Source organism: Peptoniphilus rhinitidis 1-13, from assembly GCF_000246925.1.
GTDB lineage: Bacteria > Bacillota > Clostridia > Tissierellales > Peptoniphilaceae > Peptoniphilus_A > Peptoniphilus_A lacydonensis.
Genome location: NZ_BAEW01000003.1, coordinates 91,752 through 106,252 on the forward strand (window position 1 = coordinate 91,752; position 14,501 = coordinate 106,252).

General features: G+C 30.3%; 15 protein-coding genes. 2 read left to right on the forward strand and 13 right to left on the reverse strand.

All coding sequences use genetic code 11. The annotated features are described in order from the left end of the window. Positions 1-34: 34 nt before the first annotated feature. From lysS to RH95_RS03285, 5 genes are all read right to left on the reverse strand, one after another. Entirely contained in the window at positions 35-1,924 is a 1,890-nt protein-coding gene (lysS, locus tag RH95_RS03265) for a lysine--tRNA ligase (RefSeq protein ID WP_050992398.1), read from the reverse strand. Between the two features lie 43 nt (positions 1,925-1,967). Beyond that, a complete protein-coding gene (greA, locus tag RH95_RS03270; RefSeq protein ID WP_010244316.1) occupies positions 1,968-2,441 on the reverse strand; it encodes a transcription elongation factor GreA in 474 nt (157 codons plus the stop codon). Positions 2,442-2,609: 168 nt separating this feature from the next. After that, positions 2,610-2,870, reverse strand: a complete 261-nt coding sequence (locus RH95_RS03275) for a hypothetical protein (RefSeq protein WP_010244318.1) — start codon at positions 2,868-2,870, stop codon at positions 2,610-2,612. Positions 2,871-2,918: 48 nt separating this feature from the next. Then, positions 2,919-3,851, reverse strand: coding sequence for a tRNA dihydrouridine synthase DusB (dusB, locus tag RH95_RS03280; protein WP_010244320.1), 933 nt, complete (start codon positions 3,849-3,851; stop codon positions 2,919-2,921). 10 nt (positions 3,852-3,861) lie between these two features. After that, entirely contained in the window at positions 3,862-4,644 is a 783-nt protein-coding gene (locus tag RH95_RS03285; protein WP_010244322.1) for a type III pantothenate kinase, read from the reverse strand. A 240-nt stretch (positions 4,645-4,884) separates the two neighbouring features. Here RH95_RS03285 and RH95_RS03290 point away from each other — a divergent pair, with 240 nt between their 5' ends. Both RH95_RS03290 and RH95_RS03295 read left to right on the forward strand, forming a co-directional pair. Continuing rightward, positions 4,885-5,421, forward strand: coding sequence for a biotin transporter BioY (locus RH95_RS03290; RefSeq protein ID WP_010244323.1), 537 nt, complete (start codon positions 4,885-4,887; stop codon positions 5,419-5,421). A gap of 166 nt (positions 5,422-5,587) precedes the next feature. Then, positions 5,588-7,987: a transglycosylase domain-containing protein gene (locus RH95_RS03295; RefSeq protein WP_010244325.1), complete on the forward strand. Its 2,400-nt coding sequence runs from the start codon at positions 5,588-5,590 to the stop codon at positions 7,985-7,987. Positions 7,988-8,223: 236 nt separating this feature from the next. Here RH95_RS03295 and ftsH read toward each other — a convergent pair whose 3' ends face one another. The 8 genes from ftsH to RH95_RS03335 form a co-directional block, all read right to left on the reverse strand. After that, on the reverse strand, positions 8,224-10,173 hold the full coding sequence (gene ftsH / locus RH95_RS03300) for an ATP-dependent zinc metalloprotease FtsH (RefSeq protein WP_010244326.1): 1,950 nt from the start codon (positions 10,171-10,173) through the stop codon (positions 8,224-8,226). A 5-nt stretch (positions 10,174-10,178) separates the two neighbouring features. After that, a complete protein-coding gene (gene hpt, locus RH95_RS03305) occupies positions 10,179-10,724 on the reverse strand; it encodes a hypoxanthine phosphoribosyltransferase (RefSeq protein ID WP_010244328.1) in 546 nt (181 codons plus the stop codon). Beyond that, the gene (tilS, locus tag RH95_RS03310) at positions 10,714-12,045 is read right to left on the reverse strand and encodes a tRNA lysidine(34) synthetase TilS (protein ID WP_026038581.1); all 1,332 of its coding nucleotides are present in this window, start codon (positions 12,043-12,045) and stop codon (positions 10,714-10,716) included. Before tilS ends, hpt begins: the two co-directional genes overlap by 11 nt. Positions 12,046-12,090: 45 nt before the next feature. After that, on the reverse strand, positions 12,091-12,468 hold the full coding sequence (locus RH95_RS03315) for a S1 RNA-binding domain-containing protein (RefSeq protein WP_010244332.1): 378 nt from the start codon (positions 12,466-12,468) through the stop codon (positions 12,091-12,093). 16 nt (positions 12,469-12,484) lie between these two features. Continuing rightward, positions 12,485-12,799: an FtsB family cell division protein gene (locus tag RH95_RS03320; protein ID WP_010244334.1), complete on the reverse strand. Its 315-nt coding sequence runs from the start codon at positions 12,797-12,799 to the stop codon at positions 12,485-12,487. Between the two features lie 32 nt (positions 12,800-12,831). Beyond that, entirely contained in the window at positions 12,832-13,074 is a 243-nt protein-coding gene (locus RH95_RS03325; protein WP_010244336.1) for an RNA-binding S4 domain-containing protein, read from the reverse strand. A gap of 95 nt (positions 13,075-13,169) precedes the next feature. Beyond that, complete coding sequence (hbs, locus tag RH95_RS03330) at positions 13,170-13,448, reverse strand: non-specific DNA-binding protein Hbs (protein ID WP_010244339.1); 279 nt, start codon at positions 13,446-13,448, stop codon at positions 13,170-13,172. A 134-nt stretch (positions 13,449-13,582) separates the two neighbouring features. After that, a complete protein-coding gene (locus tag RH95_RS03335; RefSeq protein WP_010244342.1) occupies positions 13,583-14,500 on the reverse strand; it encodes an SAM-dependent methyltransferase in 918 nt (305 codons plus the stop codon). Position 14,501 lies beyond the last annotated feature (1 nt).

A 14,501-nucleotide genomic window follows, 5' to 3' on the forward strand; every position in this document is an offset into this window, starting at 1 on the left:
TTTATAATTTATTATTTAATTTTAGCGCATTCTTTTAATATAGTTTTGCTCCAGCTGGTATATTTTCATTTACCATTACTAAATTCAAAAGTTCTTCTCCATCATATTCGCATACTGCTGATAAAAGCATTCCACAGGATTCTTCTCCCATCATTTTTCTTGGTGGAAGGTTTGTTATCGCCACCAACTTTTTGCCCACAAGTTCCTCTGCACTGTAGAAATTTTTAATTCCTGACAGTATTATTCTTTCTTTTTCAGAACCATCATCTAATGTAAATTTCAATAGTTTTTTTGACTTAGGAACTTCTTCGCAGTTCTTAACTTTTACAACTCTAAAATCAGATTTTGAGAATGTATCAAAATCAACCATATCTTCAAATATTGGTTCTACTTTCACTTTTGAAAAGTCGATTTTTTCTCTCGTAAGTTTGTCGTAAGTTTCGTAAGTTTCATTTGACGAATCTTTATTTTCTGCCTTTTCTAAGCCTACTGGCTTCATTGTTGGGAATAATAATACATCTCTAATGCTTGGTTGGTCAGTTAATAACACAATCATCCTGTCAACACCAATTCCAAGTCCTCCTGTTGGTGGAAGTCCAACTTCTATTGCATTAATAAAATCTGAATCCATTGGATGAGCTTCGTCATCCCCTGATTCTTTTTCTCTAACTTGTGCTTCAAATCTTTCTCTTTGATCTATTGGGTCGTTAAGTTCTGAAAAAGCATTTGCAAACTCCCAAGTGTTGATAAAAGCTTCAAATCTTTGTGTAAGTCTTTTGTCTTCTGGATTCCTTTTTGCAAGTGGTGAAACTTCTACTGGATGACCAATTACAAAAGTTGGTTCAACAAGGTGTTCTTCACAGAACTCTTCAAACATTTCTGATAAAACTTTTCCCCATGTATCATGTTCAGATATTTCAAGTCCCTTTTCTCTTGCAACTTCTCTTGCATCTTCATCTGTGTCAATTTCGTTAAAATCAACATCAGCATATTTTTTAACAGCGTCAATCATTGTAATTCTCTTCCAAGGAGCTTTTAAACAAATTTCTGTGCCTTGATAATTTATTGTATCTGTTCCCAAAACTTCTTTTGCAACATATTCAAATAGATTTTCAGTTATTCTCATCATCTCTTCATAATCTGCATAAGCTTGATAAAGTTCAATATTTGTAAATTCAGGATTGTGTTTTGGATCCATTCCTTCATTTCTAAACATTTTTCCCATTTCATAAACTTTGTCAAATCCACCTACAATTAATCTCTTTAAGAAAAGTTCGTTGGCAATTCTAAGTTGCATATCAATATCAAGAGTGTTGTGATGAGTGTAAAAAGGTCTTGCATTTGCTCCACCTGCTACTGTTCCAAGTATTGGTGTTTCAACTTCTAAGAAGCCTTTATTATCTAAAAACTCTCTAATTTTTTTGATAATTTTATTTCTCTTTATAAATACATCTTTTACTTCTGGATTTACGATTAAATCTACATATCTTTGTCTATATCTAAGGTCTGGATCTTTAAGTCCATGAAATTTTTCTGGAAGAATTTGAAGTGATTTAGAAAGTAAAGTTAAATCAGTTGCACGAACTGTAATTTCACCTGCTTCTGTTTTAAATACAATTCCCTTAACACCAATAATATCTCCAATGTCAAGTCCCTTGACGTCTTCATATTTATCTTCTAAGACATCTTTTCTAGCAAAAACTTGGATAGTTCCAACTGAATCTCTCACATCTAAGAAACAAATCTTTCCATGACGTCTTTTGCTCATTACACGACCAGCAATGGAAACTTCTCTCTCTTCATCTTCATTAAATTCTTCTTTAATGTCCTTTGAGTGAGCAGTCACATCGTAAGTTTCATTTACAAAAGGATCTTTCCCTTCATTTTTTAACTCATCTAGCTTTCTTCTTTTTAACAAAAGCATTTCATTTAGTTTTGCATCTTCTGTCTTTTTCACAAACTGCCTCCTAAATAGTTATTCCACAAATTTCGTACTTTATAATTCCATCTGGAACTTCAACTTCAACTACATCGCCAACACGACTGCCAATTAATTTAGACCCAACAGGCGATTCATTGGAAATTTTACCTTCAAGGGGATCTGCTTCTGCAGAACCAACAATTGTGTATTCATCTTCTTCGTGAGATTCAACTTCTCTAACTTTTACATTTGAACCAATATTAACTACATCTGTATTTAAATCTTTTTCATCTATAATCTTAGCATTGCGAACCATCATTTCAAGTTTTGCAATTCTTTCTTCAACTTGTGCTTGTTCGTTTTTTGCTTCATCGTATTCAGAGTTTTCAGAAAGGTCGCCATAACCTAGGGCAACTTTAATTCTTTCAGAAACTTCCTTTCTTCTAACAGTTTTTAAATATTCAATTTCATTTTCAATTTTTTCTAAACCTTCTGGTGTAAAAAATATATCCTTTGCCAAAATTCTCTCTCCTCATATATAAAAAATAAGGCGTTATCCGCCCTTTAACAAACCTTTTAATCTAGGCTATTATAGTTTATAGTTCTCTAAATGTCAAGAATTTAAAGTATTTGAAAAAATTTTTCTATAAATAAAAACTCTGCAACTTTCATCACAGAGTTTTAAAATCTATTTAACTTTATTTTCTTTTTCCTTATTCTTATTTTGATAGAAAAAAATTAAATTGTCTATTGCACAGCCTATTACTAAATAGGAACAAAAATCGTAAAAAGTCATTTTGCTATAAATATTAAATTTTTTAAAAAAAATTGTAAATATTATATAAGATGCTACAGTTAATCCAATTAAGACTGGCAATCTCCTAATTGAATTTTTCTTGTGATTTAACAAGTATACAATGATTCCCAAAACCGCTAATGAATAAAACATATAGAGTCCTCCCTTTAAAACCTAAAACTAAATTTGAATTTTAAAAAATTATAAATCTAAATTAGATATATAATCTCTTATAACTTCTATTATCTCATCTTTGTCCTTTAGGGTGTTTAATTTATTTCTAACTTCCTTTGAGCCCTTCATTCCTTTAAAATAATCGGAATAAACTTTTCTCATCTCAAGAACACCAAGTTTTTCTCCTCTGTACTTTATCTTTCTCTCAAGCTCATCAATCATGAGTAGAAGTTTTTCTCTATCACTTGTTTTTTTGTAATCTCCAGTTTTTAATAATTCTTCAATTTGATTAAAGATGTATGGGTTACCCACAGCACCGCGACCTATTGCCACTCCGTCGACCTTTGAATAATTTATTTTTTCAATTGCATCTTCTGGTGTTTCAATGTCGCCATTTCCAATTACAGGAATTTTTACATTTTCTTTAACTTCTTTTATATAGTCCCAATCAGCTTTTCCTGTGTAATATTCTTCTCTCGTTCTACCATGGACTGTTACAAAACTTGCACCCGCTGCTTCAATATTTTTTATGGCTTTTATAGAAGACATTCCGCCAATTCCCTTTCTCACTTTTACAGATACTGGCTTTTTTGAATTTTCCACAACAGATTTTACAATGTCATATACAAGTGAAGGATCACTTAATAGATATGATCCAGACTTATTTTTTACAATTTTTGGAGCAGGACAGCCCATGTTTATATCAACATAAGAAAAATTGTAATCATTTAAAATAGAAGCTGCCTCACCCATAATTTTTGGATCACTTCCAAAAATTTGAACAGAAACTTTTTTCTCTCTTGGAGAAATATCTAATAAATCAATTGTCTTTTTATTTTGGTAAACAAGTGCCATTGCAGACACCATTTCAGTTACAGTTATATCTGCACCTTTTTCTGTTGCAACTTCTCTAAAAGCTATGTCAGTGTATCCTGCCATTGGTGCTAAAATTTTTAACAAAAAATCACTCTCAATCTATCTTTCTATTTTTCTCGTATATAATTTTAAGCCCCTCAAGTGTCAAGAACTTATTGATTATAAAATTATATTTAGAATCTTCTGTCAACATTGTGGAAAAACCGCCAGTTGAAATAATTTTAGTTTCCTCTTCTTTCCAATTTAGTTCTTTTAAAAGTTTCGCAACTATTCCATCAATCATCTCAGTATACCCGTAGTAAAGTCCAGATTGCATTGCTCCAACTGTATTTGATTGAATAACTCTATCTGGTGCAATTATTTCAATTTTTGGAAGCTTTGAAGTCATCATAAAAAGAGCTTCAGCAGAAATCCCAATACCTGGCATAATCAAACCTCCAAGATAATTTTTTTCTTCATCAATTACACAAAAAGTCATAGCAGTTCCAATGTCAACTATAATTGATTTCTCTCCATAAAGTTCTAGTGCTCCAACTGCATTCACAATTCTATCTGCACCAACTTCTTTTGGATTGTCATATTTTATATTAAGTCCCAAGTTCAAATCTGCACTTACTATCATTGGATTTTTATTAAAATATTTTCTAATCATTGAAGGAAGTGTGTGCATAAGGTTTGGAACAACTGATGAAATAATTACATCTTCAATATCTTGTGGATCAATATTTGCATGAGTTAGAGTTTCTATAAAAATAAGTCCATATTCATCTGATGTCCTAGTCTTTACAGTGGAAGTTCTAAAATCATTTACAAGTTCATCACCCTTATAAACACCCCAAGTTATGGAAGTATTCCCAACATCTATTACTAATAACATTTTACACCTCATTTAACAAATTGTTTTCATTATATATTGTATAAAGCTCACTTTCAACTAAATTATTGTTAAAAATCTTTTCTGTTTACATTATTCTTCCTTTTATTATATTATGTGTAATTTTAAATTTGTTTAATCAAAATGTAGCCTTAAAATTATAAAATAGTTTATTAAATAAAATTTAGTTAACCTCATTGACTTTGTGGTAAACATTGTGTAATATAGACCCTGGAGGTTAAAATGAAAATAAAAACAAAAGACATAACAAAAATTGCACTTTTAGTTGCACTATTAGCAGTGGGAGCCTTTATAACTATACCAATTGGACCAGTTCCTTTCACTTTGCAAAACTTCTTTGTGTTTATGACAGGACTAATACTTACTCCCTCCTATGCTTTTTTAACAGTAATTATATATATACTATTAGGTTTAATTGGTCTTCCAATTTTCGCAGGATTTCACGGAGGTATTCAATCAATTTTTTCTCCAAGCTTTGGATTTTTAATTGCTTTTGCAATTGGAGCAGCATTTATTTCTAAATTTGCTCATGGAGAAAAAAACTTTAAAAAGATTATGCTTATTCTTATTCTTGCAGAAGTTATCTTTTATGCAATTGGTCTTCCCTATATGTACCACATTTTAAACAATGTAATGGGAAATCCTATGAATATATCAAAAGTCTTTACTATTGGTATGATTCCTTTTATAATTCCAGACCTAGCTAAGGCAGTTGTGGCAGCAATTATTACTCCAAGAATTTTAAAAGAGTTGAAATAATTTTATTAAAAACTGTTTTATAAAAAAATTTTTAAATATTTTTTAATTTTTATAATAAATAGAATAATTTTTGAAAAATCTCATCCTTGTGATGGGATTTTTCTATATATATTTATTATAGTTATATGATTAAAATTCTGTTATAATAACTAAATAGGAGGTTATTATGAAAAATTCCAAAAAGAATAAACCTCGTGGAATGATAAAACTATCAGGCGTAATAAAAATAATATTACTTGTAATTTTAGCTGCAATAATTATTTTAGGTTCTATGGTAACTGCTGTTGTGCTTGGTATTATTAAAAAAGCTCCTGTAATAGATCCTACTGAATACAGATCTCAACTTTCTGAAACTTCAAGGATTTATTCAAATGACGGAAAACTAATTGAATCATTAGTATCTGACGAGTTTAGTGAATTTGTTCCCTACGAGGAAATGCCAAAAGATTTAATAAATGCCATTGTAGCAATTGAAGACGAAAGATTCTTTGAACACAATGGAGTAGATTATAAAAGAGTTGCCGGTGCACTTGTTCACGACATAAAAACTAAATCCTTTGACCAAGGTGCTTCTACAATTACTATGCAACTTGCAAAGAACTTATACACATCTTTCTCCAAAAGCATCGTTAGAAAAATAACTGACATTTACTATTCATATCAGATTGAACAAAAACTTACTAAAGAACAAATTCTAGAAGCTTACTTAAATTCTGCAGGCTTTTCCAAAGGAACTGTTGGTGTACAAGCTGCAGCAAAAACTTTCTTTAACAAAGATGTTTCTGAACTCGACCTTGCAGAGTGTGCTCTTATAGCAGGGGTTACAAACTTACCTGAAAAATACACACCCTACAATACTCAAAACATCGAGGATTCAGATGATCTTGGAAATATAGAAGTTGTCCTTCTTCCCAAAAATGAAAACTCAAAGCCAAATTCTGATCGAATTATTGAAATTTCAAAAACTTTAAATGAACTTGGACAAATTGATAATTTTGAACTAATTCAAATAAAAAATGATATGCTAATGCCTGTTAAAGCTGTCTTCAACGAAACTTCTAGTGAAAGACAAAAGTTAGTCTTAAAGAAAATGGCTGAGAGAAACTTAATAACAAATGAAGACTATGAAAACGCCTTAAATGAAAAAATTGAAATTAAAATTGGCTCTCGTAGAGAAAGTGGTATTTCTTCCTTCTATACAGATGTAGTTCAAAAAAACACCATCAAAATCTTGATGAATTCTGGATATTCTAAAGAGGAAGCCACAAATAAATTATTTAAAGGCGGACTTAAAATTTATACTCCAATGGATATAAAGATGCAACGAACTCTTGAAGAAGTTGTGTCAAATCCAAAATACTATTATGGAGAATTTAGAGAAAAAAATGGAATAATTCAGCCACAAGTTGCATCAGTAATAATAGATCAACACACTCACGAAGTTAAAGCTCTTGTTGGGGGGAGAAATGTAAGTGGAGGAAGACTTTTAAATAGAGCTGTAGTCCCAAGGCAACCTGGATCATCTATTAAACCAATTTCTGTTTATTTAACTGCATTTAATAATGGAGCAACTGCTGGAGATATTTATCTTGACGCAAAGATGCCACAAAATTTATTTGGCAACCACTCTCCAAGAAATGCCGGAAATTATTACCAAGGTTGGACTACAATAAGAAACCTTTTACGCCAATCTTCAAATGTAGGTGCTTTCCAAGTTGCAAGAGATATATCTGCAGATAAAGACGCAAAGATTAATCAAAACTCAACTTACACAAAATCCTACGACGATGACGAATCAATTGCAAAAATGGTTGAAACATTAAAATCCATTGGTGTTACTTCAATTGTGGAAAAAGAAGATAATCCAACCTACAACGATTTGGCATACTCTCCATTAACTCTTGGTGGTATGACTTCTGGCATAAGTCCACTTGAAATGGCAGGAGCTTTTACAACATTATCTAATGAAGGAAAGTACGCAGATCCTTATGTAGTTTCAAAAATTGTTTCAAACACTGGAGAAACTATTTACGAAGTTAATCCTGAAGAAAAAGAAATTACTTCTCCAGAAAATGCGTATATCTTGACAGATATGTTAAAAGATGTAGTAAGTAGAGGTACTGGTAGAAATGCTTCCTTTGCTGGTCAAGAAATAGCAGGTAAAACTGGTACAACTAATGATAAAAAAGATGTTTGGTTTGTTGGCTACACTCCATACTACACTTGCTCAGTTTGGATTGGCAATGACAAACATCAAAAACTTTCTTTTGGTTCCACTCAATCTGCATATCTTTGGAAACAAATTATGAAAACTATGCACGAAGATTTAGACAAAAAAGAATTTGAAAAACCTGATGGAATTTACACTAAATATGTAAATGGTAGACGAGAAATTTTTGTAGATGGAACTAAACCACATTATACAAATAAACTGGGTTGGTACAGATCATCTAGTTCAACGAAAAAAGAATCCAACGATGATGACAATGACAATAACAATAACAACAAAAAATCATCAAAGTCAATACTTTCTTCTGAAAACAATGATAACAACAATAATAATTAAATAAAATTAAAACTGCTGAAGCTTTGAAAGTTTATCAGCAGTTTTTTTGTACAATATAAATGAATCTTTAAAAATCTCCTTTCATATATTTAGAACCTGTCTAACTTGAGTTTTATAATTATAAAATTCATTTAGATAAATTTCTAAATAAATTTAAATCATATTTGAATTTATTTTATACAAAACAAAAAGGCCTCTTTTCGCAGAGACCAATTTTAAATCCTTTATATTTTATTCTACTTATTTTCTTCAATATTTTCTTTCTTTTTTTCCTCATCTTTCTTATCCATTATATTGCGAGCTTCATCAGAAAGATCTGTTATTTTTATTGAATCGTCAATATCAATGGATTCTTCATCTAACTTTTCTCCATTAAAAATCTTTTCAAAATCTTTTGAATAAATAGTTTCTTTTTCTAAAAGTGCATCAGAAAGAGCAATTAGTTTATCTAAATTCTCACTTAAGAGTTCTTTACACTCTGAATAAGCTTCATTTACTATTCTTGAAACTTCTTCATCGATTTCAGCTGCTGTCCTTTCAGAATAATCCTTTGAACGTCCAAGATCACGTCCTATAAAGACTTCATTTTCTGAAGAATCATAATTTATCGTTCCAAGTCTTTCGCTCATACCATATTGTGTCACCATTGCTCTAGCAATTTTTGTTGCTCTCTCAATATCATTTGAAGCTCCTGTTGAAATATCATCTAGAACAAGGGATTCTGCAACCCTTCCACCCAAAAGAGAAATTATAGATGCCTCCATTTTCTTCTTAGTCATAAAGGATACATCATCTTCAGGAAGATATGCTGTAAACCCTCCAGCCATCCCCCTTGGAATTATTGTAATCATATGAACTGGATCTTCCTCTGGAAGAAGTCTTGAAACAATAGCATGTCCTGATTCGTGTACTGCTGTCAACTTTCTTTCTTTTTCAGAAACTACACGAGATTTTTTTGCAGGACCTGCTTGGACTTTTATTGAAGCTTCGTCTACATCTTCCATAGAAATTTCGCTATTGCCTTGTCTTGCAGCCAAAAGTGCTGATTCATTCATAAGATTCTCAAGATCAGCTGGAGTAAATCCAGGAGTTCTTTTTGCTATAACTTCTAAATCTACATCTTTTGAAAGCTTTTTGCCCCTTGAATGTATTTCTAAAATTGCTTTTCTTGCACGCACATCTGGCTTTCCTACATAAACTGTTCTATCAAATCTCCCTGGTCTAAGAATTGCCGGATCAAGTATGTCTGCTCTATTTGTCGCAGCCATTACTATTACTCCTTCATTAGTTCCAAATCCATCCATCTCTACTAAGAGTTGATTTAGAGTTTGTTCTCTTTCATCATGACCTCCGCCAAGACCTGCTCCTCTTCTTCTTCCCACTGCATCAATTTCATCTATAAAAATTATACAAGGTGCATTCTTTTTTGCATTTTCAAATAAATCTCTAACTCTTGAAGCTCCCACTCCAACAAACATTTCCACAAAGTCAGAACCACTCATTATAAAGAAGGGAACTCCTGCTTCTCCTGCCACAGATTTTGAAAGATAAGTTTTTCCAGTTCCTGGAGGCCCTACTAAAAGAACTCCTTTTGGAATTCTTGCTCCCATATTTATAAATTTCTTTGGATTTTTTAAGAAATCTACAATTTCTGAAAGTTCCTCTTTCTCTTCTTCAAGACCAGCAACGTCCTTAAACTTAACCAAATTTTTAGAATTTTCTTTATTTATAAGTTTGGCTTTACTCTTTCCAAAGGAATTCATCTTTCCGCCGCCAGCTCCAGCTTGTTGCATCATTCTATACCAAAAGAAAATCAAAACTCCAAACATGAGAAGTGTTGGAATCCATTCTGCAAAGACAGAAGTCTGTTTAGTAGGTGTAGATAAGACATCAATCTCTCCAGCATCATTTTTATCTTTTAAATAATCAGCATAAAAAGTATCTGATGCTTCCTGAGGTATTACAGTTTTAAATGAATCACCTTTTTTTAACTGTACACTTGCAATAGAATCTACTCCATTTTGAAGTTTTACACTTTTAACATTTCCCTTGTCAAGCTCACTTACAAATTCTGTAAAACTTTTTTCTTCAATAGTCGTTGCGGGGGGGCTAAAAAATTTAATTGTTGTCAAAAGTACAAGTATTAAGACAATATAAAACCCAGCTCCTCCAAATTTTTTATTCAAAAATATCACTCCTCATCATTTAAATACACAGACTCATCAAGTATTCCAATAAAAGGAAGAGCTCTGTATTTTTCATCATAATCCATTCCATATCCAATTACAAAATTATCTTCTATTTCATATCCATTATATTTTACAGGAAGTTCAACTTTTCTTCTACTAGGTTTTGAAAGCATAGTTACAATTTCAATAGAATTTGCCCCTCTTGATTTTAAAACCTTAGTCAGATAAGATAGTGTAATTCCAGTATCAATAATATCTTCAACAATTAATATGTCCTTTCCAACTATTGAAGTAGAAATATCCTTTAAAATTCTAACTTCTCCAAGGGATCGAGTTCCCTTATAACTAGACACATCCATAAAATCATATTCAAGATCCAAATCTATTCTTCTCATAATATCTGCCATAAAGGGAACTGCACCCTTTAATATTCCCAAAAGAAAAAGATTTTTTCCCTCATAATCCTCTGTAATTTTTTCTCCAAGTTCCTTAACTTTATTTTGAATTTCTTCTTCAGAATAAAGAACTTCTTTAATATCACAAGACATTTTTAACCTCCAAATTGAGTTTATTAAAAGTTTTTTTATCCACTTTGACATCTTCAGAAATATCCATGCCAATTACGCAGACTATTTTTTCATCATCACAAATAAGACCTATCTCATCTCTTGAAAGTCTATCTACTTTTCTATCAATGAAATAGTCCTTTAATTTCTTATTATTTTTCATTCCAAGGGGCTTAAATTTATCTCCCCTCTTTCTAGTTCTAACATAAAGCTTACCTTTAATTTTATCACAATCTATTACTTTTATAAAGTTATCACTACCAGTATATAACAGATCTTTTGAAATAAAAATATCCCCAAAATCTGTGCGATTTTCACCATATTCTAAATAGAATTTTTCCTTTTTAACCTTAGACTTCTTTTCTTCAATAATAACTTTGCCATAAGATTTTCTAGCCACCATATTTTTCCCAAGATCTATTTCTTTTCCACTCTCGCTATTAAATAAATCATAAATATTTAAAATATTATTTCTATTTAAAATATTTTTATCATAAAAATTTTCTTCCAAATATTTCTTTATAATTTCACAAGCTAAAAATTTGTGAATATTTAAAATTTCATCTGCGACAAAATAATTATCAATAACTATTTTTTCATAATTTTCCTTTACAACATCTTCAATAAAATCATTTGCATCACTTGCATTCTCAGAAAGTCTTATAACTGAATCTAAAATATTTGGATTCAACTCTTTTAACCTAGGAATTAAATTAAGTCTTATTTTATTTCTAGTATAAATATCTTCAAAATTAGTTTCATCATCAAAATACTTTAAATTATTCTTATGCAAATAATATTCTATGTCTTCCCTTTTAATATCTATTAAAGGTCTAAAAATATTGCCTTTCTCCTTAGAAAAACCAACTAAACCCTTTAGCCCTGTTCCTCTAATAATATTAAATAAAACTGTTTCTACGAGATCATTGGCATTATGAGCAGTTAAAATTTTTCTATCCTTAGAATTTTCTCTAAAAAAAGAATATCTCAAAATTCTTCCCGCTTCTTCAGAAGATATTTTATTAGCTTTTGCAAAATCGTTCATATTCACTGTCTTTGCAACACATTTTACATTGTATTTTTCACAAATACTTTTGACAAAATCTTCATCCCTTTTGGCTGTACTTCTAACCCCATGATTTAAATGACACACAATTATATCGAGATCAAGTTCATCTTTTAAATCCATAAGATTATAAAAAAGATACATTGAATCAGCCCCACCTGAAACAGCAAGAGTGAGTTTATCCCCTTTATTAACAATCTTTAACTTTTTTAAATTTTCATAAAATAAAATATCCATAATAAAAAATAGTGGTATAACTATCAAAAGATAGCCAACCACTCACTAATTTCTAGAATTCCTTTTCTTTGTCTTTTGATTATACCTTGCTCTAGCTTCATCAAGCTTAGTATTACTTTCCTTCATAAACTTGCTTAACAAATCTTCAAATTTGGCATCTACTTTTTCTTCTTTAGGTTCTTCTTTTTTTTCTATGGCATCCTTAATAGAAAGAGCAATCTTTCCCTTCTCATCAATACTAAGAACTTTTACCTTTACTTCGTCACCCTCAGAAATATGATCTGATATATTCTTTACAAAAGTATCTGCAATTTCTGAAATATGTACTAAACCACTTTTACCTTCTCCTAAATCAACAAAAGCACCAAATTTAGTGACTTTAGTAACAACACCATCTACAATATCGCCTGGCGATAAATCCATAATTTCCTCCTAAATTTTATTTTAACCCTTCAGTTTTTGAAGTTTTATCCTTATTTTTATCAACATAAACTACTTCTCTTGGCTTCACCATTCCAAGTTCTTCTCTGGCAACTTTCTCAATAAAATCAGTTGAAGAAGAATTCTCAAACTCAGAATTTAAATTATCTATTTCAAGTTTTAAATTAGAGATTTCTCTATTATTTTCTGAAATTATTTCAAGTTTCTGTTTTTTTAAAGAAATAGACTTTCCAATTTTTACAGAACCATATAAAGCAGAAATTAAAATAATAATAGCAAGTGCCAATGGAAATTTTTTTCTTTTAACATTCATAAAATCCGCTCCAATTTAAATCAAAAAATCCTTTAACTAATCCTATCATAAAGAGTCTGTGCATCACGCTTGCTATTAACATCAGAAATATCTTTGACTCTTACTTTTATTTCCTTATCACCAAGTTTTAGAGAAATAATATCATCAATATTTACATCTTCAGAAGGTTTTGCTACCTTTTCATTTATCTTAACAAGACCCTTTTCACAAGCTTCTTTTGCCACAGTCCTTCTCTTTATAAGTCTTGAGTTTTTCAAAAATTTATCTAATCTCATAATCCACTCCACTTATGAATATATCAAAAAAACAAGAAAATTTCAATACAAAGAAAAAAATTGCATAAAAAAAGAAGGCATTGCCTTCTTCTTTATTACTTATTAACAGCTTCTTTAAGAGCCTTACCTGATCTAAAAACTGGAGCTTTAGATGCAGGAATTTTAATAACTTCTTCTGGATTTCTAGGGTTTCTTCCTTCTCTAGCTTTTCTTTGTCTAACTTCGAAAGTACCAAATCCAACTAATTGAACTTTTTCTCCATCAGCAAGAGCTTCTTGAACTGAAGTTAAAAATCCATTTAAAGCTTGTTCAGCATCTTTTTTTGTAAGACCTGATTTTTCAGCAATGCTTGCTACTAATTCTGATTTGTTCATTTTATATCCTCCTTGAAGAATTTTTTTTAATCTTTTCTTAGAATTGCAATATCAAAAAAATTACGCACTCGCAAGTGGGTACGCAAACCTAAGACTGTTACAATTATAACTCATGTTGACTTTATTTTCTACACTTATTTGAAAAAAATCGCTATTTTATCCAATTTTTTATCCATTTCTTCTAAAATATCTCGCAAATCAATTATACCTTCATTATATTTTAACAAAATCAAAATTAATGAGTAAATTAGAATATCTTCCTCATTTTCAAAATCCATAGAAAGGTTCTTTGATTTTTTTATAACTTCTGATTTCATTTTCTCAAAAATTTCTTCATCTAAAAAAATATCTTCATCACGCAACAAATTATTTATTTTAGAAAACAAAACATTAAAACTACTTCCACTAGTTCTAGGTATATATACACAGGATTGATGATTATAATCTTCAATTCTTGAAAGCTTATAGATCTCTATTTCCCTTACAATTTCATCCTCAAGTCCAGCATTAGTAATTACATAAGCTAAATCATTTTCTCTATAAACTTCTTGCAATGAAAGAGAAACATCAGATGCAATCCTCTTGTTATAAATTTGAGTAATTAATGTGTCCCTTCTTAAATCAAAATCAAATCTATTTGCATAAGAATCTAAAAACAAAAGACCATCAACAGCGTCACGACCTACTGCTGCAAGTACAGGCTCAATAAAAGAAATACCACTAGTAATATTTATGTCAACATCACTATTTAATAAAAGTTTCACTGTTTTTTCTGCCACAAATGGATTTCCCGGAACAAAATAATTTATATCACCTTTTTTTGATTTTTCAATTAAAAAATCTACAATTTTATTGTAAACATCCTCAAAACTTTCTGATTCTTCATATAGATAATCAAAAGATTCATAAGAAATTTTATTTTCTTTAAAAAATTTTACAGAATCATGATTATCTGTCCTTAAATAATTATTATTTCCATTCTTCATAATTTCTACTGCTTCAAGTGTCAAATCTTTTGAAGAAGTAGAACCAAGTCCAACAACATTTATCATA